The organism is Rhodococcus sp. BP-332 (assembly GCF_019836065.1).
Taxonomy (GTDB): domain Bacteria; phylum Actinomycetota; class Actinomycetes; order Mycobacteriales; family Mycobacteriaceae; genus Rhodococcoides.
Genome location: NZ_JABUEC010000003.1, coordinates 1 through 24,169 on the forward strand (window position 1 = coordinate 1; position 24,169 = coordinate 24,169).

Sequence of the window (24,169 nt, forward strand, 5' to 3'; positions counted from 1 at the left end):
ACCCCGGACCCCGTCCCCCCAGGACTTCGTCGACATGCAGGCCACGCCCGAGTTCCAGGAACTCAAGAAGCGCCTGCGCGGCTTCGTCTTCCCGATGGCCGCCTTCTTCCTCATCTGGTACACGACGTACGTGCTCCTCGGGGCGTACGCACACGACTTCATGGCCACCCGCGTCTTCGGCAACATCAACGTCGGACTGTTGCTCGGACTCGGACAGTTCGTGACGACGTTCGCCATCACCGGCATCTACGTGAAGTTCGCGAACCGTGAGCTCGACCCCCGTGCCGCGAAGATCCGCGACGAACTCGAAGGACCCCTCCAGTGACCACCTACTCTGCCGCGCAGCAGTTCCTGGCCCAGCAGACGATCGAGGCCGAGACCGTCGGCAGCCCGCTCGTCAACATCTCGATCTTCGCGGTCTTCGTCATCGTGACCATGGCCGTGGTGATCAAGGCCAGCAAGAAGAACGCCACCTCCGCGGAGTTCTTCACCGCGGGCGGCGGCTTCTCCGGACCGCAGAACGGTGTCGCCATCGCCGGTGACTACCTCTCCGCGGCGAGCTTCCTCGGCATCGCGGGCGCCATCGCCGTCTACGGTTACGACGGCTTCCTGTACTCCATCGGCTTCCTCGTCGCGTGGCTCGTCGCCCTGCTTCTCGTCGCCGAGATGTTGCGCAACACCGGCAAGTTCACGATGGCCGACGTGCTGAGCTTCCGCCTCAAGCAGGGCCCGGTGCGTACCGCCGCCGCGTTGTCGACACTCACGGTGTCGTTCTTCTACCTGCTCGCGCAGATGGCCGGAGCCGGCGGCCTCGTCGCACTGCTCCTCGACATCTCGGATCGCACGGGACAGTCCATCGTCATCGCGGTCGTCGGCGTCCTCATGATCGTCTACGTCCTCGTCGGCGGTATGAAGGGCACCACCTGGGTGCAGATCATCAAGGCCGCGCTGCTCATCGCCGGTGCCGGTCTCATGACGGTGATGGTGCTGGCCAAGTTCGGCTTCAACCTGTCCGAGATCCTCGGCAGCGCGCAGACCATGGTCGGCGACTCGGTCTCCGAGACCGTCGCCGCGCGTGACGTTCTCGCCCCCGGCGCCCAGTACGGCGGCTCGGCCACGTCGCAGCTGAACTTCGTCTCGCTCGGTATCGCCCTGGTGCTCGGCACGGCCGGCCTGCCGCACGTGCTCATGCGCTTCTACACGGTGCCCACCGCCAAGGAAGCCCGTCGCAGCGTCGTCTGGGCGATCGCGCTGATCGGTGCGTTCTACCTCTTCACGCTGGTGCTCGGCTACGGCGCCGCCGCCATCGTCGGACCGGACCGCATCCTCGCCGCGGCCGGCGGACAGAACGCTGCCGCACCGCTTCTCGCCTTCGAACTCGGCGGCGTGATCCTGCTGGGCGTCATCTCGGCGGTCGCCTTCGCGACGATCCTCGCGGTCGTCGCCGGCCTCACCATCACCGCGTCCGCGTCCTTCGCTCACGACATCTACGCCGGTGTCATCAAGAAGGGCAAGGTCGACGACAAGAAGCAGGTCCAGGTCTCTCGCATCACCGCCGTCGTCATCGGCATCCTCGCCATCGGTGGCGGCATCCTGGCCAACGGACAGAACATCGCCTTCCTCGTGGCGCTGGCCTTCGCGGTCGCCGCGGCGGCCAACCTGCCGACCATCCTGTACTCGCTCTTCTGGCGACGTTTCACCACGCGCGGCGCGCTGTGGAGCATGTACGGCGGTCTGATCTCCACCATCGTGCTCATCATCTTCTCCCCGGCCGTGTCCGGCTCGGCGACGGCGATGATCAAGGGCTCGGACTTCGCCTGGTTCCCCCTGTCGAACCCGGGCATCGTCTCGATCCCGCTCGCCTTCATCCTCGGCATCGTGGGAACGCTGACGAGCAAGGACAACGAGAGCACCGACAAGGCAGCGGAGATGGAGGTGCGATCCCTCACCGGCGTCGGCGCCGAGAAGCCGGTCGCTCACTAGGATTCGTCCTGGAAGTTCGGACACGATGCGGGCCACCGCGGGTGTCGTCACGCGCTAGTGTTCACGGCGTGGCGAAACTCGAGGTGGTCCGCATCGTTCCTCTGTCCGCGGAGGATGCCTGGAACGGCGCATCCGATCTGACGCGGTACGAGGAATGGCTCAGCATTCACGACGGGTGGCGCGGCGACCTGCCCGCCGAACTGTCCGAGGGCACGCAGATGGCGTCCGTGGTGTCGGTCAAGGGCATGCGGAACCGGGTGCAGTGGACCGTGAAGAAGTACTCCCCGCCGCGCGAGCTCGAACTGAAGGGCGCGGGCAAGGGCGGGGTCAAGGTCTCGCTGAAGCTCACCGTCGCGGAGAAGAAGGACGGCTCCGAGCTGAAGATGACGATCGATCTCGGCGGCGCGCCCCTGTTCGGTCCCGTGGGATCCGGTGTGGCGCGGGCGCTCAAGGGCGACATCGAGAAGTCCGTCGACACGTTCGTCACCGTCTTCTCCTGAGCGTCAGGACAGTACGACCCCCGTCGCGCACGCGGCGATCACCAGCACCAGGGCGACCGCGTCGGATCCGTGCGGGCGACGTCGGCCCGACGTGATGCTGCCGCTGCCGCCGCGCACCGCGATCGCCTCGCCCATGTCGGCCGACCGCCGGATGGCCACCGACATGATGGCGGCCATGATGTCGATGAGGAATGTGTCCTGCGTCTTGCCGCTGCGCGTGCTCTTGCGGGGTCGGAGCTTGCGTGCGGCCACCAGCGTGTAGACGTCGTCGACCAACATCGGCAGCGACCGCAGCAGCAGAGCCATCGAGACGGCCCACTCGTCCACGGGCGCACCGACTCTGCGCAGGGGCGACAACAGAGTCGCGATGGCCGGTGCGATGTCCGCCATCGACGTCGTCCAGGCCACGGTGAGCGTCGCCCACAGCAGCACGACGCCGAACAGGATGCCGCGGAAGTAGATCCACACGGCGTCGACGCCGACCACCACGTTCACCGCGGCACCGAACGCGACCAGTCCCCAGAGCCACCACGGCGGAACGGGGATCGCGAACACCGGGACCCGCGCGGCGATCGCCGCGAGCAGCAGGACGACGGACACCGCGGCGAGCATCGGCCAGGTCGGGTAGACCACCAGCGACCCGCCCAGCAGCGTGACCGCCACGAGTTTCGTTCCCGCCCAGAGTCGGTGGACCGACGTCTCCCGCGGAAGTTCGCGGAGCAGTGTGCCTCTCACCGGGTCGCTCCTCGTTCGATGGTGTCGTTCGTGGACTCGGGCGCCACGGTGCCGTGGTCGAGCACGACGGTGCGCGAGCGGACGGACGCCAGGGTGTCGACGTCGTGCGAGATGATGACGAGGGTGAGCCCCGTGCGGCGCAGATGGGTGAGCAGGGCGGTGATCTCCCGTCGACCCGGCGGATCGAGTCCGGCGAGCGGTTCGTCGAGCACCAGGACGTCCGGCTTGCCCACCAGAAGTCCGGCCAGCGCGACGCGCCGCATCTGCCCGCCACTCAGTTCGTCGACACGCGCGCCCGCGATGCGGCGATCGAGTCCCACCTGATCGAGAACACGGCTGACGTCGATGGTGCCCACGTCGGTTCCTCCCGCGGCCTCGATGTCCTCGGACACGGTGCGGCGCTGCAGTTGCAATCGAGCGTGCTGGAACGAGAGCGCGACGGTGCCGACGGACGACGACGTGGCCTTGCCCGAGAGCTCGCACGTGCCCTCCGAGGGCTTCGTCAGGCCGGCCATGATCCAGGCCAGCGTGGATTTGCCGGAGCCGTTGCCGCCGATGACGAGCAACCCCTCGCCGCGATGCACCGTGAGGTCGATTCCCTCGAGCGCGCGGGTGGCCCACGGACCGCGTCGGTCGTACACGTGACCGACGCCGCGCAGCACCAGTAACGGTGGTCCGGGCGGCGGGAGCGGATCCGTCCGTAGCGGAGTCGACGACATCCAGTTCGGGTCGTGCATCACCCGGCGGCCGCGGTGCAGCCGTACGACGTCGTCGGCCAGCGCTGCCTCGGTCGCGCGATGGGTGATGAGGACGACAGCCATGCCGTGGCGACGGGGGAGCCGGGCGAGCAGTTCGACGAGATCGCGCTGACCCTCCGGGTCGATCATCGCGGTGGCCTCGTCGGCGACCAGCAGCCGTGGTTCGCGAGCCAGCGCCGCGGCGACGGCGAGGCGCTGCAGTTCGCCACCGGACAGGCTGCCGGTGTCGCGCAGCCCGTACCCGGCCAGGCCCACTTCGGCGAGCAGGGCCTCGACACGGTCCGGTGTCGGCCGCGCCGCCGCCGGCAGGCCCCACACGACGTCGTCGGCCACGCGGGTACCGAGGATCTGGGACTCGGGATGCTGCAGAATCATCGCGGTTCCGCCGATCAGGCCGAGCCCGGTGGAACCCGTCCGGTCGATCCGGCCGCCCGTCGGCTCGGTGCCCACCAGGATGCGAGCGAGGGTCGACTTGCCGGATCCGTTGGCGCCGACGACGGCCACGAAACGGCCGGGCACAATCTCGAGATCGAGTGGGCCCAGCGCGTCGTCGTGACCGCCCCGGTAGCGGTAGGTCACGCCCGTCAACCGCACGGGCACGGGGTGCGGTGCGGCCGCGTCGTCGGGGGTGACCACGACGTCGGGCAACTCGCCCCGCGACTCCAGCTCGCCGAGGCGGGACAGGGTGGCGCGCAGCACCCACCACGCGACGACGCCGCTGACGGCCGTCGACATCAGCGCCGAGACGAAGACGAGCACCCACCAGTACCCCAGGGCGAAGGAGGCGTAGTCGGCCACGGCGGTGGCGACGTCCTCGGCGGGTGCGATCCTGCCGACGATGTCCGCACTGCCGCGGATCGAGTTGTCGAGGACGGTGAGGAACAGCTCGCGTAGTCCGCTGAGGATCAGCAGCATCAGCACGGAGAGGGCGCCCACCACGGCGCCGGTGAACAGCGAGAGGGTGAGCACCGACGTGAACCCACGTCCGCGTCGGACGCTCACTCCGACGATCCCGGCCAGCACTCCGGAGATCGTCATGGTCAGCGCGGTGCCGAACCCGCCCGCGACGAACGACACGAGCATGCCGGCGGTACCGGCGACGGCCAGTGCCCGCAGGCGGTGGCGGTGGGCGATGACGGCCAACGGGACGATGGCGACGATCTGCAGCGCACCCGCCACGGGAATGAGGGCGCCGATCACCGAGAACGCGACGGCGAGGGCGGTCATCACCGATCCGGTCGCGAGTTCGTCCGGGTGTAGCGTCTTCGTACCGCGACCTGTGGCCGTCCTGGATCTCACCCCTCGAGTGTGCCACCGGCGTGTCCGGTTCCCGTTCCGACGGAGACCCGCGGAACGAGAAAGTGAGCCATGACGTCCGACTCCGACGCCGCCGTGCAGATCACGCGCCCGAGAAGCGTGCACCGGGCCTGGATCGTCGCCGCCGTGGCGTTCCTCGCACTCCTCGGGGCCGCGGGGTTCCGCGCCGCTCCGCCGGTGCTGATGGTGCCGATCACCGACGAGTTCGGCTGGTCGCGCGGCGTGCTGTCCGCGGCGGTGGGTGTCAACCTGCTGCTCTTCGGGCTGACCGCACCGTTCGCGGCGGCACTGATGGACCGCTTCGGCATCCGGACGGTGACGTCCGTCGCCCTCACCGTCGTGGCCCTGGGCAGCGCCCTCACCGTGTTCGTCACCGCGCCGTGGCAGATCCTGCTGACGTGGGGACTGCTCATCGGCCTGGGTACCGGATCGATGGCACTCGTCTTCGCCGCCATGGTCACCGACCGCTGGTTCGTGCGGCGGCGCGGGCTCGTGTCCGGCATCCTCACGGCCGGGTCCGCGACCGGTCAGCTCATCTTCCTGCCGGTGGTCGCCGCGCTCGCCGACAGCTCGGGATGGCGGACGGCGTCACTGGTCGTGGCGGGCGGTGCGCTGGCCGTGGTGCCGTTCGTCCTGCTGTTCCTGCGGAACTCCCCGGAGGAGGTGGGGGAGCTGCCGTACGGGGCGACCGAGCAGCCCGCCCCGGTGCTCGTCACGGGGAATCCCGCGATGCGGGCGATCCGAGCACTGCGGGACGCGTCGTCCGTGCGGACGTTCTGGGCGTTGATGGTGGGCTTCGCGATCTGCGGCGCCACCACGAACGGGCTGGTCGGTGTGCACTTCATCCCGTCCGCGCACGACCACGGCATGCCGCAGACCACGGCCGCGGGACTACTGGCCGTGGTGGGGATCTTCGACATCGTGGGCACCATCGCGTCGGGCTGGCTCACCGACCGGGTGGATCCGAGACTGCTGCTGGGCGCGTACTACGCCTTCCGAGGCGTCGCCCTGCTGTTCCTGCCGGCGCTGCTGTCCGACGCCCTGCACCCGTCGATCGTGGTGTTCATCGTCGTGTACGGCCTCGACTGGGTCGCCACGGTGCCGCCCACCATCGCTCTGTGCCGCGAGGTGTTCGGCACGCAGGGGCCGCTGGTCTTCGGCTGGGTGTTCGCCTCGCACCAGGTGGGCGCGGGCATCGCGTCCGTGGTGGCGGGGGTCGTGCGCGATGCCACCGGTGAGTACACCGCCGCCTGGTTCGGCGCAGCTGGTCTCTGCGTCGTGGCGGCGGTGCTCAGCGTCGGGATCGCTCGGCGATCAGCCCCGGTAACCGGCTGATTCGCTGCGCGCGGTGGTGGGGCGACGACGTCGACCCGAACCCCCGTTGGAGTTGCCGGCATGACCGCCGCGGGTGGAGCGTCCGCGTCCGGGCTGCTGCTGCTTCGGAGCCGGTGCGGCCTCCTTGGGAGCGGGCTTGACGTAGGCCGCGACGTCGCCGACCAGCTCCTGGACGGCCGGTGAGTCGACGGTCACGCGCTGCGGCGCCGCGTCGATCTTGGCCTTGCGCATCAGGACCGACAGGTCTCGACGCTGCTCCGGCAGGACGACGGTGACGACGTCGCCGGCGCTGCCCGCACGGGCCGTACGGCCACTGCGGTGCAGGTAGGCCTTGTGCTCGGCGGGCGGATCGACGTGGACGACCAGCTCGACGTTGTCGACGTGCACACCGCGCGCCGCGACGTCCGTGGCCACGAGCACGCGCGCGTCGCCGTTGGAGAACGCAGCGAGGTTGCGGTCACGCGCAGCCTGCGACAGGTTGCCGTGTAGGTCGACGGACGGGATGCCGGCCTCGGTGAGTTGACGCGCCAGCTTGCGAGCCTGGTGCTTGGTGCGCATGAAGAGGATGCGGCGACCCTCACCGGAGGCGAGGCGCTGGACCAGCGCCTTCTTGCCGTCGACGCCGCCCACCTCGAAGATGTGGTGGGTCATCGCGGCGACGGGGGAGTTCTCCTCGTCGACGGAGTGCTGCACCGGGTCGGTGAGGAACTGCTTGACCAGCTTGTCGACGCCGTTGTCCAGCGTCGCCGAGAACAGCATGCGCTGTCCGTGCGAGGGTGTGGCCTTCATGATGCGCGTGACGCCGGGCAGGAAGCCCAGGTCCGCCATGTGGTCGGCTTCGTCGAGCACGGTGATCTCGATGTCGTCGAGCGTCACCAGACGCTGCTTCATCAGATCCTCGAGGCGACCGGGGCAGGCGACGACGATGTCGACGCCGCGGCTGAGCGCGGTGACCTGGCGTGCCTGCGAGACGCCACCGAAGATCGTGGTGACGCGCAGGTTCGACGCCATGGTGAGCGGCTCGAGGGCGGCAGCGATCTGGGTGGCCAGCTCACGGGTGGGGGCGAGGATGAGACCACGCGGGCGGTTGGGCTTGCGGACGCCCGAGAACGTCTCGCCGAGGCGGGACACCATGGGGATGGAGAACGCGAGAGTCTTTCCGCTGCCGGTCTTTCCGCGTCCGAGGACGTCGCGACCCTTCAGCGTGTCGGGCAGGGTGTCCGCCTGGATGGGGAACGGTGACGCGATGCCGGCAGCTGTGAGAGCGCGGACGAGACGGTCACTGACGCCGAGGTCGGCGAAGGAGGGAGAAGTCATGAAGAGTTCGAGTGCCTTTCGGGCATCTGAGCACTCCTGTGGCGGAGCGCAGAATGGCGAGACTGCCGGTGGGCAGTTCCGATCGCCGTAAGAAAAATTCGTGCTGATTCCACGACGTACGCCGCGCACAGTGGCGCAGCAGCGTGACCCAGTGTAGCCGGTCGGTCGCTGTGACCGCCGTCTCGCAGCGGGTGGGGCCGGTGCCGTGGGCGCTCTGCCGGGTGGAGTTGTTGTGGCGGAACGGGATCGGCAGTGTGTGCACACCCTTTCCGGTGGGCGCACATCCCTCCCAGCAGGCCGCAGCGGGTGTGCGCCTCACGGAACTGGTGTGCGGTTCGGAGTGCGGGTCTGGTTCGCGTGTGCGCACCCGGGTGATGAGCGCGCGCGGCTGCGGTGGGTGTGCGCTTCGGTGCAAGGCCCGGTAGGGGTGTGCACACCCCCTCTGGTGAGCGCACACCCCTCCCAGCAGGCCGCAGCGGGTGTGCGCTTCACGGAATCGGTGTGCGCTTCGGCGTGCGGGTCTGGTTCGCGTGTGCGCACCCCGTGTGACCAGCGCGCCCGGGGCTGCGGTGGGTGCGCGGGAGATGCTGCCCCGGTAGGGGTGTGCACCCCCCTCTGGTGGGCGCACACCCCTATCAACAGGCCGCAGCGGGTGTGCGCCTCACGGAATCGGTGTGCGATCAGGCAGTGAACGCCGCGCTCTGCGACCGCACCAGATCGACCAGTGTCTGTTGCGGAATCGTCAGGTCCAGCAGGTGCAGCCCCCAGGTCGCGTTCGGCAGCGTGGGCAGGGCCGAGGCTCCGGGGCCGTCGATCATGAGCACGTTGTCACCGTCGCACTGCGCCGTGAGGTTCGGCAACGGCCCCAGTACCGGCGTCCTGGCATTCGCTTCGAGCGACGCCGGGTTGGTGCAGAGGATGCCGTCGCCGCCGTAGCGGGAGTCGGGTGGGGGAGTGCGCGAGAACGTGGAATACGCGACCACGCAACCGGTCTCGCTCGCATCCGTGCACGGGGCGACGGTGGTGAAGTCCGACGTCCGCACCGAGATGCCGGGAATGATGGCAGACACCAACAGCGCTCGCGTCGCGGGATCCGGCTCGATGCGGTTCTGCAGGAGTGTGCGCAGCATGCGTGACCCCTGCGAGTGGCCGAGCAGCACGACACCACGGTTCGAGTCCCGTTGCGCGAGGAAATCGGTCCAGGCTCGATCGATGTCCACGTAGGCCTCGGCGAGTGCGGCGTCGCGAGCGGGGCCGTCCGCCGTGGCGAGGCTCAGCAGCGTGGCCTGCCGGTACACCGGAGCCCAGACGTTGCACACGGAGTCGAACGGGCGGGCCTGCGCCGCCGCGGCGAAGGCGAGTTCGGGGGATGCGTCGAGGTTCGCCGACTGCGCCGGTTGCAGAGAGGCGGTGGGGTAGACGTAGAAGCAGTCGACAGGGGCGTCGGTGCCACCACCACACGGATCCGCGGTGCCGGGCCGGCAGAGCCAGGTTGTCGACGGTGCTGCCGACGCGGCCGGCACCGACAGGAAGAGTGAGCCGAACAGGGCTGCCACCAGGAGGAGCGCACGCGTCATGGCTGGACTGTAGCGGGGCTTTCGGTGCCCTCGGCAGGATTCGAACCTGCGACCTACCCTTTAGGAGAGGGTTGCTCTATCCCCTGAGCTACGAGGGCCGACCCGGCGAGAGCCGGGCTGACGCTCAGCACTCTACCGGGTCGACATGTCTGTCAGGCGCTGGGCGAGATGGCCTCCAGCTTGCGTGCCACCAGTGCGGCCTGCAGGTGCCGCATTCCGGACGGGCGCGTGGGATCGAACCCCGTGAGGTGCGCGATCCGCTTGAGGCGATAGTCGACCGTGTTGGTGTGCAGGTGCAGCTGACGCGCCGAGCGCTGACGGTTGAGGTCGTGGTTGATGTGGATCTCGAGGGTCTCGAGCAGCTCGGGCGAGTTGTCCAACGGGACGAGAACGCGTGACAGGTACGCCCGGCCGGGGCCGGGGCGGGTGAGCTGGTACTCGAGAACCAGGTCGGTCATGCGGTAGACACCGGCGGGTCGACGAAGCTGCTGGGCGAGGTCGAGAAGCTCGTGCACCTGATCCGAGGCGGCCGGCACGTCGTTGACGGAACTGGTGGCGACGGTGGCGGTGACCGCGGTCTCGGCGGCGACGGACATGCGCTCCACGAGAGTGGCGACCCATTCGTCGTCGCGCTCGCCGGGAACGAGAATGGTGCCGCCCTCGGCGGACAGCATCGACAAGGGGGAGCGGTCGCACACGAGGGCCAGCTCGGCCTGCACGCGGCGCAGCTTGCGACGGGCGGTGACCGCGCGCGGCAGGGCGGGGTTGGACTCGTCGGGATGCGCGGCGATGGAGACGGCCAGCACGGTGAACGAGTCGGCGAGCTCGATGCCCGACTGGCGGGCCACCGAACGAGCGTTGTGGCCACTGAGCAGTGCGGTGACGACGGTGTGCGCGGCGGTGTGGTGCTCGCTCGCGACGGCCTGCAGTTCGTCGACGTAGCTGGCCGACGCGGCCGTCGAGATGCGCTCCGACAGGGCGACGAACGCCTTGGCGACAGCCTTGAGATTGCCCGTCGCGCGCTCGGACACCAGGTCCCAGCCCATCTGGATGCCCTCGTGGTAGACGCCGAGGACGGCGCGGAGCGGAACACCCTCGCGGGCCCACTGCGCCGCGCGGCCACCGAGCTCGGCGATGTCCTCGTCCGAGGTGGTGGGTGCGTCGCCGACGCCGACGGCCATGGACAGGCAGGACACCGTCAGTTCCGTGACGTCAGCCCGGAGGGTCGCGCCGAGTGTCGACGTGCGGGTGGCCGCAGCCGGCTGACCCACCGTCCGACGAGCGACGTTCTCGAGGTCGCGTGGCGGCACGCCGGTGCGGCCTGCCACCATGAGTCCGGTGGTGCTCTTCTCCACCGCAGCCGCCTGGGACGACTGCGTGTTCTCGACACTCACGTAACTAGTTCCTTCCGGTCGGCGAGCCGTACGTCCACTCCGTGTCACGTGGCGGTTTCCCTCCACGTCGACGGTCGACTGGCTCGTCACTCGCACAAAAACGGGGCGCAAGTTCAGATTGTAGGGCAATAAAAGTTCATATGTGTAGTTTCGTCCCGCGTTTCCTCGCGGCGCTGTGACCCGAGCCAGGCGGAATCGGACCGTCCTGCGACTCGTCCCAACATCGACGCAAGGCGGCGGTGGCCCGATCGGACCCGTCCTAGCGTCACCTCTCGTCGGCCGGCCAGGTCGACGGAACACGACGCGTCACGGGGGAACCTCATGCCACAGGTGCTGTCACAGATCGAGCTGCTGCGCGAACTGCAGCCGGTAGCGGAAACCAATCTCGAACGCCATCTGACGCTGGCCAAGCCGTGGAACCCCCACGACTACATCCCGTGGAGCGACGGCAAGAACTTCGCGATGCTGGGCGGCCAGGACTGGTCGCCGGAGCAGTCGTCGCTGTCGAAGGTCGCCAAGGCGGCCATGGTCACCAACCTGCTGACCGAGGACAATCTGCCCTCCTACCACCGCGGGCTCGCCGAGAACTTCTCGATGGACGGGGCCTGGGGAACCTGGGTCGGTCGCTGGACCGCGGAGGAGAACCGCCACGGCATCGCGATGCGCGACTATCTCGTCGTCACCCGGAGCGTCGATCCCGTCGCGCTCGAGCAGGCGCGGATGGAGCACATGACGGTCGGTATCGACTCGCCGATGGAGGGCGCCAACCTGCTGCACGGCGTCGCCTACGTGACGTTCCAGGAGCTGGCCACCCGGGTGTCGCACCGCAACACCGGCAAGGCCTGCAACGATCCGATCGCCGACGCACTGCTCGCCCGCATCGCGGCCGATGAGAACCTGCACATGATCTTCTACCGCAACATGTGCTCGGCGGCCATCGAGCTCGCGCCGGACCAGACGATGAAGGCGATCGCCGACGTCGTCATGAACTTCCAGATGCCGGGGCTCAACCAGCCGGACTTCCGTCGCAACGCCGTCCTCATCGCGAAGTACGGCATCTACGACCTGCGCCAGCACCTCGACGAGGTCATCATGCCGGTGCTGCGCAAGTGGGACATCTTCGAGCGCACCGACTTCGGACCCGAGGGCGAGAAGCTGCGCGAGATGGTGGCCGACTACCTGGCCGACCTCGAGAAGCAGGCGGTGCGCTTCGAGGAGTCACGCGACCGAGCACTCGCCCGCGACCGCGAACGCGGCGAAGCCATCGCCGTCTGACAGATCTGACGACCGTCTTCGATCGACCGGCCTCCGGCCTGCCCGTCCTCCGGCCTGCCCGTCCTCCGGCCTGCCCGTCCTCCGGCCTGCCCGTCCTACATCGCGACGGTCAGCAGGAACGCGACGTCCTCGACGGCCTCCACACTGTGGCGGGCGTCGGGGACGACGAGGAGATCGCCCGCGGAACCTTTCCAGGATCGCTCACCGCTCACCAGTTGCAACTGGCCGCTGAGGACCAGGACCGTGGACTCCCCGTTCAGATCGTGCTCGGCCAGCGAGTTGCCCGCGGCCAGGCCGACGACGGTCTGCCGCAGGCTGCGCTGATGTCCGCCGTAGACGGTGTGCGAACTCCGTCCGCTGGACGCGGTCTTCGCCAGCTTCAGCTGTTGCCGAGCGAGCGCGGTCAGCGATTTCTTGTCCATGCGTCGTATTGTCCCGCTCAGCGGGCCCCGGCGCGGCGAATCAGCGCGTGTAGCGCACGAATCGATAGCGAACATCGGATGCGCTGCTCGTCTGCCAGGCGCCCTCGGTGCGGGTGAACGATGCCGGTACCTCGGGAGCGACCGTGTCGCCGCCGGGGACGTCCAGATCGATCTCGGTCATCTCGACGACATCGGCGTGCGGCAGGGCGAGCCGGTAGATGTCCGCGCCGCCGATGATCCACGTGTCGTGGCCGCCGAGCAGCGCCTCGTCCATCGTGGCGGCACGTGCGGCACCCTCCGCGGACCAGGACGCGTCACGGCTGAGCACGATGTTCGTCCGGCCCGGCAGAGGGCGGAACCGTGCGGGCAACGAGTCCCAGGTACGCCGTCCCATGACGACGCGGCTGGATCCCGTGACCTCACGGAAGTGCGCCATGTCCTCGGGCACCCGCCACGGAATCGTGCCGTCCTTGCCGATGACGCCGCCGTGCGCCTGCGCCCACACCAACCCGATCGTCATACCGCTACGGGTGCCTTGATCGCGGGATGGTGCTGGTAGTCGACGATCTCGATGTCGTCGAAGGTGTAGTCGAAGATCGAGTCACGTGGAGCGAGTCGGAGCGTGGGGGCGGGGAACGCGTCTCGCGTCAACTGCTCGCGCACCTGGTCGACGTGATTGTCGTAGATGTGGCAGTCGCCGCCGGTCCACACGAAGTCGCCCACCTCGAGGCCGGTCTGCGCGGCGACCAGGTGCGTGAGCAGTGCGTAGCTCGCGATGTTGAACGGCACGCCGAGAAACATGTCGGCGCTGCGCTGGTACAGCTGGCACGACAGCTTTCCGTCGGCGACGTAGAACTGGAAGAAGGCGTGGCACGGAGCCAGCGCCATGTCGGGGATCTCCGCGACGTTCCAGGCCGAGACGATCATGCGTCGGGAATCGGGGTCGCGGCGGATGGTGTCGATCACCTGCGAGATCTGATCGATGTGGTCGCCCGACGGCGTCGGCCACGAGCGCCACTGCACTCCGTAGACCGGCCCCAGGTCGCCCTTCTCGTCGGCCCACTCGTCCCAGATGGTGACGCCGTTCTCGCGCAGATAGGCGACGTTGGACTCGCCTCGCAGGAACCACAGCAGCTCGTGCACGATCGACTTGAGATGCACGCGCTTGGTGGTCACCAGCGGGAATCCCTCGGACAGATCGAACCGCATCTGGTGGCCGAACAGGCTGGTGGTGCCGGTCCCGGTGCGGTCGGACTTGGGCGTGCCCTCCGCGAGCACGCGGCGGAGCAGATCCTCGTAGGGCGTCGCGACCATGGCTACACCTTAGGCTCAGGCAGATGAGGACCATGCACGTGATCGGTATCGGCGCGGGGGATCCCGACCAGGTGACCGTCGCGGCGATCAAGGCGATGAACACCGTCGACGTCTTCTTCGTCATCGACAAGGGCGCGCAGAAGCAGGAGTTGGTCGACGTCCGCACCCGCATCCTGCGCGAGCACGTGCCGACCGACCATCGCGTGGTCGAGTTCACCGATCCGCCGCGCGATCGCGCGCCGTCGGACTACGACGACGCCGTCGACACCTGGCACGACCTCCGCGCCCGGATGCTCGCCGACCTCGTGGACGCGGAGCCGTCCGAGTCGGTCGGCGCGATGCTGGTGTGGGGCGATCCGTCGCTCTACGACAGCACGTTGCGCGTGGTGGAGCGGGTGCGCGCGGTGCTCGACAGCCCGTTCGAGGTCTCGGTGATACCGGGTGTCACCAGTCCGTCGGCGCTCGCGGCCGCGCACCGCATCGTGATGAACCGGGTGGGGGAGCCGGTCCTCACCACCACCGGTCGCCGGCTTCGTGACGAGGGCCTGCCCGACGGCGTCACGGCGGCCGTGGTGATGCTCGACTCGGACTGCAGCTTCCGGTCGCTGCCCGGGTGGAACGTGTGGTGGGGTGCGAACCTGGGCACGCCCGGCGAGGTGACCCTGGCGGGCCCCGTCGACGACATCGGGGACGAGATCGTCGCGCGCCGGGCGGCTCTGCGGGCCGAGGCCGGCTGGGTGATGGACACCTATCTCGTCCATCGACCGTGACTTCCGATTAGGGTCGAGGTGTGCCGGAATTACCCGAGGTCGAGGCTCTCGCGGGCTTCCTCCGTGAGCATGCGCTGGGAGCGGTGATCGGGCGCATCGACGTGGCCGCGTTGAGCGTTCTCAAGACCTTCGATCCGCCGGTCACCGATCTGCAGGGCAAGGACATCACGGGCGCGGCCCGGTGGGGCAAGCACCTCGGCATCGAGGCCGGCGGGCTCTGGCTCGTCACGCATCTGTCGCGCGGTGGCTGGCTGCGGTGGACGGACAATCCGTCGTCGGCGCCGCCCAAGCCGGGCAAGGGGCCGCTCGCACTCCGCGTCCATCTCTTCACGCCCGAGGGGCTCACCCCCGCGTTCGACCTCACCGAGGCGGGGACGCGCAAGCGGCTCGCCGTGTGGGTCGTGCGCGATCCGCAGGAGGTGCCCGGCATCGCCCGCCTGGGCCCGGACGCCCTCGCGGTGACGGAGCCGGAGTTCGCGGAACTACTCGCCCGCAAGAGTTCTCGGCTCAAGACCGCATTGGTGGATCAGCAACTGCTCGCCGGGATCGGCAATGCCTACAGCGACGAGATCCTGCACACCGCGAAGCTCTCGCCGTTCGCCACCACCGCCTCGCTCACCCCCGAGTCGGTGACCCTGCTGTGGACCACGATGCGCTCGGTCCTGCTCGACGCCGTCGCGCGGTCCGAGGGTCAGGACGCGGCACGGCTCAAGGGCGAGAAGCGGTCCGGTATGCGGGTGCACGCGCGGACGGGCATGCCCTGCCCGGTCTGCGGTGACACCGTGCGCGAGGTCTCCTACGTCGACCGGTCGTTCCAGTACTGCCCCACGTGCCAGACCGGCGGCCGGATTCTCGCCGACCGCCGTCTGTCCCGTCTCGTGAAGTAGCCGATCAGCGGAAGTCCTGCGACGACTCGTTCTCCGTACCGGCCGAGGATCCGGTCGGTGTGTCGTAGCCGCTGAAGCCCTCCCACGCAGCGCGACGGGACCCGAGCGGATCGTTCTCCATCCGCGTCGCGCTGTCGAAGATCCGAGTGGCGCGCCCGGGCACCTCGTACTGAGTCCAGTCCGCCTCGGGCGCACCGGTTCTCGCGAAGGCGAGCCACTGCTTCTGCACCTCGTCGGTGACGGCCACCGAGCTGCCCCAGTCGCCCAGGATCGCGAAGAACTTGCCGACGCGGGCGCGGTAGACGCCGAACACGGCGAACAGTTCGGAACCGTGCGTCGAGTACAGCTTCAGCAGGTCGAACAACCGCGGTGAGTAGTCGTAGCGGTACACGTAGGTGGGCGCGTGCTCGGTGTGCGCGTCCGCGATCTCCAGCGACGGTCGCCAGAAGGTGATGTCGCCGCCGAAGTCGATGGCGGACAGGCCCTTCGGGTATCCGGGGTACTCGGCGAGAATGCGATCCCTGGCCGACGGGTCGGTGTTCGCGAACAGGCGGTCGATGCGCTCGGCATTCGTGGGAAGGGCGTCGAGCCACTTGGGGAACAGAGTGCCCTCGTGCTCGTTGCTGCCGATGATCATCGGGACGGGATGCGCGCGGCCCGATCGGTACGCCTCGAGCGGCGCCTCCGGCACGTAGTCCCCGTCGACGCTGGGGCCGAACGGAATGAGCCCCGGAGTCTCCTTCAGGCTCTTCGAACCCAGCCGGTGAGCCGCCTTCAGCAGGTCGGCCACGTCGGCTCCCGCGAGCGTGTCGGCGGCGGTGTCCGGAGTGGCGCCGAGCAACTCGACGAAGTCGCGTCCCCACTTCTCGCTACGGTCGGACGTGGCGACCATGCCCGGCGCCGAGCTCTGCGAGATGGCCTTGTGAAAGAGGCCCTTCGTGGCGGGCACGGTCGTCAACGTGGTGACGGCGTTGCCGCCGGCCGATTCGCCGAAGATGGTGACGTTGTCCGGATCGCCGCCGAATGCGGCGATGTTGCGCTGGACCCACTGCAGCGCGGCGACCTGGTCCCGCAGCCCGAGATTGCTGTCGAAGGTCCGGTCGGGCGTCGAGAACTGTCGGAAGTCGAGGTACCCGAGGGCGCCGAGCCGGTAGTTGAGCGAGACGTAGACGATGTCGCCGCGGCGGACCAGCGACGTGCCCGAGTACATGGAGGTGGCCGACGTTCCCAGCGTGTAGGCGCCGCCGTGGATGAACACCATGACGGGGCGGGGGCCGGCGGGCGTGGTGGCCGGCGCGCTGACGTTCAGCGTCAGGCAGTCCTCGCTGGTGCCCTGTCCCTTGATGGGACCGATGGGGGAGCGGCCCGAGTCCTGGACCGCCGCGTCACCCCAGCGGGTGGCGTCCCGGACGCCCTCCCATGCCGTCGGCGGCTGCGGTGCGCGCAACCGCAGCGGTCCGACCGGCGGCTGCGCGTACGGGATGCCCCGCCACTGCGCGATACCGCGCGCGACGAATCCGCGGACCCGCCCCTCGCTCGTGGTGATCTCTGTCGAAAAGTCTCCCTGCCCCATCCGGCCGACTATACGGAGAGCCGAGTGAGCACACTCGGGGTATGACGTTCACCTGTCCCATCGAGATCGTGCAGCTTCTCGTGTCTCCGTCACATGCCTACTTCGGTCGCAGCAAGGACGGGCCCGCCGCCGACGTACGCACGCAGCTGCCGTCGTCCGTCGAGGTGGTGACCGGGAAGGGCATCCGGGGCGACCGGTTCTTCGGCGTCCAGGCGCACACCGAGGCGGCGATCACGTTCCTGGCCGTCGAGGCGTGGGAGACGGCGGTCGCCGAGGCGAACGCCCTGCACCCGGACGACGAGCCGTGGGACGGGGACGTGAGCGTGGCCCGCCGCAACATCGTCGTGCGTGGTCTCGAACTCGACCCGCTCCGGGGCGAGGACTTCGTCATCGACACCGGTGACGGCCCGGTGCTCCTGCGTGGGGGGCGTCCCGCGCACCCGTGCGCGTGGATGGACAGCATGGTGGTGGACGGCACCCGCAAGGCGTTGATCGGACGCGGTGGTCTGCGCACCGCGCCGATCAGCTCGGGCACGCTGCGAGTCGGACACGGCGTCGTGATCTCCCCGGTCCCACTCGACCCCGAGCGAGCAGCACTGTCCGTACGGCGCGCCCAGCCGCTGCCGCGCGGCTAGCTTCCGCTGCGAGCGGCCTCGAGCAGGCGCAACCACACCTCGCTCATCGTCGGGTAGGACGGGACCGCGTGCCACAGGGTCTCCAGCGGGACGCAGCCGACCACCGCGATGGTGGCCGCGTGCAGGAGTTCCGCGACGCCCTGGCCGACCAGCGTGAATCCGACGATCACGTCGCTCGACGTCTCGATCACCATCGACGCGTGTCCGGCGAAGTCGTCCTGGCGCAGGGAGCTTCCCGCGACGGCGATGTCCATCTCGACCACCCGCACCGGCAGACCGGCGGCCCGCGCCTTCTTCTCGGTGAGGCCCACCGACGCCACCTCGGGGGTGGTGAAGACGACCTGGGGCACCTGGCCGTGATCGGCACTCGCCCGGAACCTGCTGCCGTCGATCGATCGACCCTCGGCGCGCGCGGCGATGACGTCGCCGCACACGCGTCCCTGGTACTTGCCCATGTGGGTGAGCAGGGCGCGACCGTTGACGTCGCCCACCGCGTAGAGCCACTCGTCCTTCGCCGTCAGATGGTCGTCGACGGCGATCGGGTCCCCGGTGGGGAGGCCCACCGCGTCGAGCCCCAGGTCCTTGGTGGCCGGCCGTCGGCCGGCGGCGACCAGGATCTCGTCGACCTCGAGTGTGTCGTCGCCGATCGTCACCGAGGCGGGCCCACCGTGGAGGTGGCCGTACCCGGTGTCCTGCGCGTCGGGCCGCGACACCGTGGCGACCTGCGACTCGAACAGGATGCGCGCACCCGCGGCGGTCAGAGCGTCGGCCACCGCCGCCCCGGCGAACGGCTCCGATCCGGCCAGCAGCGAGGTTCCGCGCACGATCATCGTGACCTCGGCGCCGAGGGCCAGCAACCATGTCGCCGACTCGCAGGCGACCACGCCCCCGCCGATCACGATGATCCGCTCCGGCACCTCGTGCAGGTTGGTCGAATCGCGGGACGTCCACGGAAGTGCTTCGCGCAGTCCGGGAATCGGCGGCACCGTGGCCGTGGTGCCGGTCGCGAGGACCACCGCGTTCCGAGCGCGCAGGACCCGATCGCCCACTGTCACCTCGCGCTCGCCGGACACCCGGCCGTGACCGCGCACGACGTGGATGTTCGCGCCCTCGGCCCACGACACCTGGGAGGAGTCGTCGAGCCCGTGGGTGAAGCTCTCGCGGCGGGCGAACACCGCGTCGACGTCGAGTCGCGCGTCGCCGACGATCTCGCGGACCCCGGGCATCGCTCGGGCCTGGTTCAGCACGGAGGCGGGCAGGAGCAACGCCTTGCTGGGCATGCAGGCCCAGTACGAGCACTCACCGCCCACCAGTTCGTGCTCGACGATGGCGGCGGTGCGATCACTGCCCGCGATCGCGTACTGCGCCGCGTTCTCGCCGACGGGCCCTCCGCCGATCACGATGACGTCGTACTCGTCGGTGCTGCTGTCGCTCACTGATCCTCCAGAGTTCTGAGTGGGTCGTGGTGGCTAGTGTGTGCCCGATGGGGAGACAGAAGATCGTGATCACCGGGGCCAGTTCGGGTCTGGGCGAGGAGATGGCGCGGCGGTTCGCGGCGATGGGCCGCGACGTGGGGCTGTGTGCCCGGCGGGTGGACCGGCTCGAGGCTCTGCGCGCCGAGCTCACCGCCCGGCATCCGGACATCACCGTGGCGGTCGCCGCGATGGACGTGACGGATCACGAGTCGGTGGTGTCGGGGATCGACGCGTTGCGGGAGACACTCGGCGGGCTCGACCGCGTGATCGTGAACGCCGGTCTCGGAAAGGGCGCGAGGCTCGGCACCGGGCGCGCGGACGCCAACCTCGAGACCGCACGCACCAACTTCGTCGGAGTGGTGTCCCAGGTCGAGGCAGCGCTGGCGGTGTTCCGTGAGCAGAATGCCGGTCACCTCGTCCTCGTGTCGTCGGTGAGTGCCGATCGCGGACTACCCGGATCCAAGGCTGTGTACTCCGCATCGAAGGCGGGAGTCTCGGCACTCGGCGAGGCGCTGGTCGCCGAACTCCGCCGCACACCCATCGCGGTCACCACGGTTCTGCCCGGATATGTCGCCACCGACATGTCCTCCCGCGCCGGAGACGCCGGTCGACTGATGTCCTCACTCGACGACGGCGTCTCCGCGATGGTCGCGGCGATCGAGAAGGAGGTCACGCGCTCCGCGCTGCCGGGCCTCACCTGGAAGGCGATCGACGTCGTGTTGCGCGTGCTCCCTCGTCGACTCACGGACGGGCTCGTCTAGCTACTGCAGGTAGTTCTCGACCTGTGAGACGGACTGCGCCTCGGCGTCGTCGGGGGAGAGTCCGGCGTCCTTCTTGGCGCGCCGCTGACGCAGCAGGTCCCAGCACTGGTCGAGTGCTTTCTCGAGCTGGTCGAGCTGCGCCCGCTCCTCGCTCGGATCGAGCTCGCCTGCTTCGGTGCGCGAACGCAACTCGTGCTCGGTGTCGACCAGGTCCTTGATCTTCGCGTAGATGTCGGTCTCACTCATGAACGCACTCACCTCTCTGAAGTCGGTGATGTTCACCGTACTCACCAGAAGTCGGGTGTGAGGTCGTGATGCCCGAGTGCCGTCGCGATCGCGTCGCGAACCTGCTCCACCGAGTGCGCCGCCGCAGGATCGGTGACCACCACCGACAGCGTGTAGGCGTGATCGTGGCGGCAGAGATAGGCCGACAGGATGGTCGGCGACGCGGCGGACTGCTCGTGTCGGAGTCCCGGGTGGATCGCCCGCGCGGCGACGCGCACCGCGGGGCGGCCGCCGATGGTGCGCACCGCCTCGGGAAGCGGGCCGATGTTGGAGCACAGAGCATCTCGCCGGCCCGTCGACGGCGCGAGGAGCGCGGCGGCGCGTTCGGGGACCACGTGCAGCAACTCGTCGGGGAAGCCCGCGGGACCGGTCAGCGGGCTTCGGTACGCCGTCTTCGCGCGTCGACGGATGTCGGCCAGTGAGTCGGATTCCGTGATGCGGACCGCCGTCACCGAGATCGCGTTGGCGCCGCCGGCCTCGACCTTCATCGGGACGCCGAGCAGGACGGACCCGTCGGTGTCGCCGGACGTGCCCGAACATCTCAACGTCGCGACGACGGCCGCGACGACGGACAGGAACACCACGTTCGGAGTGCCCGCTCCGTCGGCGGCGACCCGATCCCACTGCGTCGCTTCGACATCGGTGCTCACGGACAGCGCTTCCCACGCGTCGGGACGGGCCGGCGCAGGAGTTCCGGTCCTCGACGCCTGCAAGTACTGCATCAGTTCGGCGCGCCGGGCGCGACTGACGGCGAGCGCGGAGACGGCCACGGCGGTGCGGCCGACGACGGTCGACAGTGTGGCCAGTGCATCGGCGGTGTCGGTGGTGCCGTCGTCCGGGGCGATCGGGTCCGGGACGCCGGACAGCGCCGCCGCTGCTGCGTCGATGAGTCCGCGTGCGTCGGCGATGACGTGGGAGCACACCAACGAGACGGCGGTTCCGTTCCCGCAGGGCGCCGCGGTCAGACGCCAGCCCGGTCCGTACTCGGGGTCGAGCGAGACGTCGGCGCCCGACTCGGCCCAGCGGACCGGGTCGTCGGTCGGCTCCGTCCACCGGACGCCGGGGCGCCCCGAGGCCCGGACCCAGCGCCGACGCGCGCCGGGCAGACGCGAGCTGACGATCCGCACACCCAGACGTCCCTCGGCGAGCCGGGCGTCGATCAGGTCGAGAGCGCCGGGGGTGATGGGCTCCTCGGTGACCCAGAGGCCCTGCATCGCAACGGGTATGCCGAAGCCTCGATGTGTGCGAAGGAAGATCTCGTCGACGACGGAGAGGCGAGTCACTCGAGCGGTGCTCCGTGTCGCCCGGCGCCGGACGCGAACTTCTGTGCACCGTCGAACGCGTCGACGAGCGAGGTGGCACCGTGCCGGAACTCGTTCGCCATCGCCGCGCGGTGGTCCAGGCCCTCCTGCTCGAGCGCCGACAGTCGGTCGCCGCGCAGGCACGCCTGCGGGAACTCGGCCAGGGACGCGGCGAGTTCCTCCGCGGCAGCGCGGCAGGTGCCCGTGGGGACGACCCGGTTGGCGAGTCCGAACGTCAGCGCTTCGTGCGCGTCGACGGCACGCCCGGTGAGGATCATGTCCATCGCCCGCGACGTACCGATCGCCCGCGGCAATCGCACCGTTCCGCCGTCGATCAGCGGCACACCCCAGCGCCGACAGAACACACCGAACACGGCGTCCTCGTCGGCGACGCGCAGGTCGCACCACAGCGCGAGTTCGAGACCGCCGGCGACCGCGTGGCCGGACACCGCGGCGATGACGGGCTTGGACAGTTCCATGCGCGTGGGCCCCATCGGCCCGTCACCGTGCTCGGTCGCCACGTTCGAGCGCTCGGTGCCCAGTGCCTTGAGGTCGGCACCGGCGCAGAAGGTTCCGCCGTCTCCCCACAGCACCGCGACCGATGCCGTCGGATCCGCGTCGAACTCCTCGAAGGCCTCCACCAGAGCGGCCGCCGTCGGACCGTCCACGGCATTGCGTGCCTCAGGTCGGTGGAGGATCACCGTGACCACCGGACCTCGGCGTTCGATCCGCACGTTCATGGTTCGACCGTACCGCTGCCACGCCCGGTTGTGGTTGTTCACGAGGCCGCCGAAGAAAGTTCGCCCGATGTGTAACGCCCGGACGGGTGGCGGCGACATGGTGTGTGAGACCGTGCCGGTCCGTCAGACCCCCGACCCGACGGACCGGCGCGGTCTCGCTGTACGTCAGCGTCCGCGTTCGCCGCGGTACCAGTCGATCAGCGCACTCGTCGACGAATCGAGGTCCGCGCCCGGGCCGTCCGCATCGGTCAGCACCGGCGTCAGCTCCTGCGCCTGGGTCTTGCCCAGCTCGACTCCCCACTGGTCGAACGAGTCGATGCCGAAGATGACGCCCTCGACGAAGACCTGATGTTCGTAGAGGGCGATGAGCTGACCCACTACCGAAGGCGTGAGTTTCGGCGCGAGGATCGACGTCGACGGGCGGTTGCCCGGCATCACCTTGTGCGGCACGATGTCCGCGTCCGTGCCCTCGGCGGCGATCTCCTCCGCCGTCTTGCCGAAGGCCAACACCTTGGTCTGGGCGAAGTAGTTGCTCATGAGCAGGTCGTGCATGCTGCCCGTGCCGTCCGCGGTGGGAAGATCGTCCGTCGGCTCGGCGAAGCCGATGAAGTCCGCCGGCACGAGTCGTGTTCCCTGGTGCAGCAATTGGTAGAAGGCGTGCTGGCCGTTGGTTCCGGGCTCGCCCCAGAAGATCTCGCCGGTGTCCGTCGTGACGGGCGTTCCGTCGGCCCTCACCGACTTGCCGTTCGACTCCATGGTGAGCTGCTGCAGGTAGGCGGCGAACCGGTTCAGATCGTTCGAGTACGGCAGCACCGCCCGGGACTGCGCGCCGAAGAAGCTGGAGTACCAGACGCCCAGCGTGCCCAGCAGGATCGGCGCGTTGGACTCGAGCGGCGCCTCGCGGAAGTGCTGGTCGATCAGGTGGAAGCCCTCGAGGAAGTCCGCGAACGCCTCGCGGCCGACGGCGAGCATCACCGACAGACCGATGGCGGAATCGACCGAGTAGCGGCCGCCGACCCAGTCCCAGAAGCCGAACATGTTCGCGGTGTCGATGCCGAAGTTCGACACCTTCTCCGCATTGGTGGACACCGCGACGAAGTGCTGGGCGACGGCGTCGTCACCGAGTGCGGCCGTGAGCCATCGCCGGGCGGCCGTGGCGTTGGTCAGCGTCTCGAGTGTGCCGAAGGTCTTGGAGGCGACGATGAACAGCGTCGACGCCGGGTCCAGGTCGGCGAGGGTGCCGACGAGGTCGGCCGGGTCGACGTTCGAGACGAAGCGCGCCGAGATGCCCGCGTCGGCGTAGTGCCGCAGAGCCTGGTAGACCATCACCGGACCCAGGTCGGAGCCGCCGATCCCGATGTTGACGACGGTGCGGATCCGCTCACCGGTGGCGCCGGTCCACGCGCCGGATCGCACTCGATCGCTGAAATCGCCCATCCGCGTGAGGACCTCGTGCACGTCGGCCACCACGTCCTGGCCGTCGACCTCGAGTGACGCGTCCGACGGCAGACGCAGCGCGGTGTGCAGCACGGCCCGGTTCTCGGAGGTGTTGATGTGCTCGCCCGCGAACATGGCGTCCCGACGCCCGGTGACGTCCGCTGCGCGTGCGAGGTCGAGCAGCAGTTCGAGCGTCTGCCGCTCGACCCGGTGCTTGCTGTAGTCGATGTACAGGTCGCCCGCGGTGACGGTCAGCTCGCTCCCACGCGACGGATCGTCGGCGAAGAAGTCACGGAGGTGGCGATCGGCCACGGCCTCGTGATGCGAGACGAGCTCGGTCCAGGCTTCGGTGCTCGTGATGTCGGCGCTCATGAGCCC

23 protein-coding genes and 1 tRNA gene are annotated in these 24,169 nt (G+C 69.2%); 9 read left to right on the plus strand and 15 right to left on the minus strand.

Features of this window, described 5'->3' with window-relative positions; genetic code table 11:
• The 3 genes from HQ314_RS11150 to HQ314_RS11160 all read left to right on the plus strand — a co-directional run.
• Positions 1-325: DUF485 domain-containing protein (locus HQ314_RS11150; protein WP_222633921.1), on the plus strand; the 325-nt coding region annotated here is incomplete at its 5' end.
• Positions 322-1,983 (plus strand): cation acetate symporter, encoded by a 1,662-nt coding sequence (locus HQ314_RS11155; RefSeq protein WP_231476145.1) that lies wholly within the window; start codon positions 322-324, stop codon positions 1,981-1,983. The genes HQ314_RS11150 and HQ314_RS11155, both read left to right, overlap by 4 nt.
• 68 nt (positions 1,984-2,051) lie before the next feature.
• Positions 2,052-2,483 carry an SRPBCC family protein gene (locus HQ314_RS11160; protein WP_027504180.1) on the plus strand — a complete coding sequence of 144 codons (432 nt, stop codon included), beginning with the start codon at positions 2,052-2,054 and terminating at the stop codon, positions 2,481-2,483.
• Between the two features lie 3 nt (positions 2,484-2,486).
• Here the strand turns inward: HQ314_RS11160 and HQ314_RS11165 are convergent, their stop codons facing one another.
• Both HQ314_RS11165 and HQ314_RS11170 read right to left on the minus strand, forming a co-directional pair.
• On the minus strand, positions 2,487-3,218 hold the full coding sequence (locus tag HQ314_RS11165) for an energy-coupling factor transporter transmembrane protein EcfT (protein WP_222641590.1): 732 nt from the start codon (positions 3,216-3,218) through the stop codon (positions 2,487-2,489).
• The gene (locus HQ314_RS11170; RefSeq protein ID WP_222650102.1) at positions 3,215-5,203 is read right to left on the minus strand and encodes an ATP-binding cassette domain-containing protein; all 1,989 of its coding nucleotides are present in this window, start codon (positions 5,201-5,203) and stop codon (positions 3,215-3,217) included. Before HQ314_RS11170 ends, HQ314_RS11165 begins: the two co-directional genes overlap by 4 nt.
• Positions 5,204-5,344: 141 nt before the next feature.
• On the opposite strand from HQ314_RS11170, the gene HQ314_RS11175 reads away from it, so the two are divergent.
• Positions 5,345-6,628 carry an MFS transporter gene (locus HQ314_RS11175; protein ID WP_222650103.1) on the plus strand — a complete coding sequence of 428 codons (1,284 nt, stop codon included), beginning with the start codon at positions 5,345-5,347 and terminating at the stop codon, positions 6,626-6,628.
• Here HQ314_RS11175 and HQ314_RS11180 read toward each other — a convergent pair.
• The 4 genes from HQ314_RS11180 to HQ314_RS11195 form a co-directional block, all read right to left on the minus strand.
• Positions 6,608-7,945, minus strand: a complete 1,338-nt coding sequence (locus HQ314_RS11180) for a DEAD/DEAH box helicase (protein ID WP_222627727.1) — start codon at positions 7,943-7,945, stop codon at positions 6,608-6,610. The genes HQ314_RS11175 and HQ314_RS11180 overlap by 21 nt on opposite strands.
• Before the next feature lie 680 nt (positions 7,946-8,625).
• Positions 8,626-9,522 carry a DUF3089 domain-containing protein gene (locus tag HQ314_RS11185; RefSeq protein WP_222650104.1) on the minus strand — a complete coding sequence of 299 codons (897 nt, stop codon included), beginning with the start codon at positions 9,520-9,522 and terminating at the stop codon, positions 8,626-8,628.
• Positions 9,523-9,547: 25 nt separating this feature from the next.
• A tRNA-Arg gene (locus HQ314_RS11190) sits at positions 9,548-9,620 on the minus strand.
• Positions 9,621-9,674: 54 nt separating this feature from the next.
• Entirely contained in the window at positions 9,675-10,916 is a 1,242-nt protein-coding gene (locus tag HQ314_RS11195; RefSeq protein ID WP_307095423.1) for a CdaR family transcriptional regulator, read from the minus strand.
• 321 nt (positions 10,917-11,237) lie between these two features.
• Between HQ314_RS11195 and HQ314_RS11200 the strand changes: the two genes are divergently transcribed.
• Positions 11,238-12,191, plus strand: a complete 954-nt coding sequence (locus tag HQ314_RS11200) for an acyl-ACP desaturase (RefSeq protein WP_027504174.1) — start codon at positions 11,238-11,240, stop codon at positions 12,189-12,191.
• Between the two features lie 95 nt (positions 12,192-12,286).
• Here the strand turns inward: HQ314_RS11200 and HQ314_RS11205 are convergent, their stop codons facing one another.
• From HQ314_RS11205 to HQ314_RS11215, 3 genes are read right to left on the minus strand one after another with little or no spacing between them, the layout of a single operon-like run.
• The gene (locus HQ314_RS11205; RefSeq protein WP_027504173.1) at positions 12,287-12,613 is read right to left on the minus strand and encodes a cupin domain-containing protein; all 327 of its coding nucleotides are present in this window, start codon (positions 12,611-12,613) and stop codon (positions 12,287-12,289) included.
• A gap of 40 nt (positions 12,614-12,653) precedes the next feature.
• A complete protein-coding gene (locus HQ314_RS11210; protein ID WP_027504172.1) occupies positions 12,654-13,133 on the minus strand; it encodes a dihydrofolate reductase in 480 nt (159 codons plus the stop codon).
• On the minus strand, positions 13,130-13,927 hold the full coding sequence (locus HQ314_RS11215) for a thymidylate synthase (RefSeq protein WP_222650105.1): 798 nt from the start codon (positions 13,925-13,927) through the stop codon (positions 13,130-13,132). Before HQ314_RS11215 ends, HQ314_RS11210 begins: the two co-directional genes overlap by 4 nt.
• A gap of 23 nt (positions 13,928-13,950) precedes the next feature.
• On the opposite strand from HQ314_RS11215, the gene cobF reads away from it, so the two are divergent.
• Both cobF and HQ314_RS11225 read left to right on the plus strand, forming a co-directional pair.
• A complete protein-coding gene (gene cobF, locus HQ314_RS11220) occupies positions 13,951-14,697 on the plus strand; it encodes a precorrin-6A synthase (deacetylating) (protein ID WP_027504170.1) in 747 nt (248 codons plus the stop codon).
• Between the two features lie 20 nt (positions 14,698-14,717).
• A complete protein-coding gene (locus HQ314_RS11225) occupies positions 14,718-15,584 on the plus strand; it encodes an Fpg/Nei family DNA glycosylase (RefSeq protein WP_056446941.1) in 867 nt (288 codons plus the stop codon).
• A gap of 4 nt (positions 15,585-15,588) precedes the next feature.
• Here HQ314_RS11225 and HQ314_RS11230 read toward each other — a convergent pair whose 3' ends face one another.
• Positions 15,589-17,157 (minus strand): carboxylesterase/lipase family protein, encoded by a 1,569-nt coding sequence (locus HQ314_RS11230; protein WP_222627719.1) that lies wholly within the window; start codon positions 17,155-17,157, stop codon positions 15,589-15,591.
• A 41-nt stretch (positions 17,158-17,198) separates the two neighbouring features.
• Between HQ314_RS11230 and HQ314_RS11235 the strand changes: the two genes are divergently transcribed.
• Positions 17,199-17,792: a hypothetical protein gene (locus HQ314_RS11235; RefSeq protein WP_027504168.1), complete on the plus strand. Its 594-nt coding sequence runs from the start codon at positions 17,199-17,201 to the stop codon at positions 17,790-17,792.
• Here the strand turns inward: HQ314_RS11235 and HQ314_RS11240 are convergent.
• Positions 17,789-19,228 (minus strand): NAD(P)/FAD-dependent oxidoreductase, encoded by a 1,440-nt coding sequence (locus HQ314_RS11240; RefSeq protein WP_222650106.1) that lies wholly within the window; start codon positions 19,226-19,228, stop codon positions 17,789-17,791. The genes HQ314_RS11235 and HQ314_RS11240 overlap by 4 nt on opposite strands.
• 47 nt (positions 19,229-19,275) lie before the next feature.
• Here HQ314_RS11240 and HQ314_RS11245 point away from each other — a divergent pair, with 47 nt between their 5' ends.
• A complete protein-coding gene (locus HQ314_RS11245; RefSeq protein WP_222647887.1) occupies positions 19,276-20,028 on the plus strand; it encodes an SDR family oxidoreductase in 753 nt (250 codons plus the stop codon).
• Here HQ314_RS11245 and HQ314_RS11250 read toward each other — a convergent pair whose 3' ends face one another.
• The 4 genes from HQ314_RS11250 to pgi all read right to left on the minus strand — a co-directional run bounded on the left by HQ314_RS11250 (position 20,029) and on the right by pgi (position 24,163).
• Positions 20,029-20,274 carry a DUF2630 family protein gene (locus HQ314_RS11250; protein ID WP_027504165.1) on the minus strand — a complete coding sequence of 82 codons (246 nt, stop codon included), beginning with the start codon at positions 20,272-20,274 and terminating at the stop codon, positions 20,029-20,031.
• 41 nt (positions 20,275-20,315) lie between these two features.
• Positions 20,316-21,596 (minus strand): hypothetical protein, encoded by a 1,281-nt coding sequence (locus tag HQ314_RS11255; RefSeq protein ID WP_222650107.1) that lies wholly within the window; start codon positions 21,594-21,596, stop codon positions 20,316-20,318.
• On the minus strand, positions 21,593-22,354 hold the full coding sequence (locus tag HQ314_RS11260; protein ID WP_027504164.1) for a crotonase/enoyl-CoA hydratase family protein: 762 nt from the start codon (positions 22,352-22,354) through the stop codon (positions 21,593-21,595). The genes HQ314_RS11255 and HQ314_RS11260 overlap by 4 nt, the downstream gene beginning before the upstream one ends.
• A 165-nt stretch (positions 22,355-22,519) precedes the next feature.
• Positions 22,520-24,163: a glucose-6-phosphate isomerase gene (pgi, locus tag HQ314_RS11265; protein ID WP_222650108.1), complete on the minus strand. Its 1,644-nt coding sequence runs from the start codon at positions 24,161-24,163 to the stop codon at positions 22,520-22,522.
• Positions 24,164-24,169 lie beyond the last annotated feature (6 nt).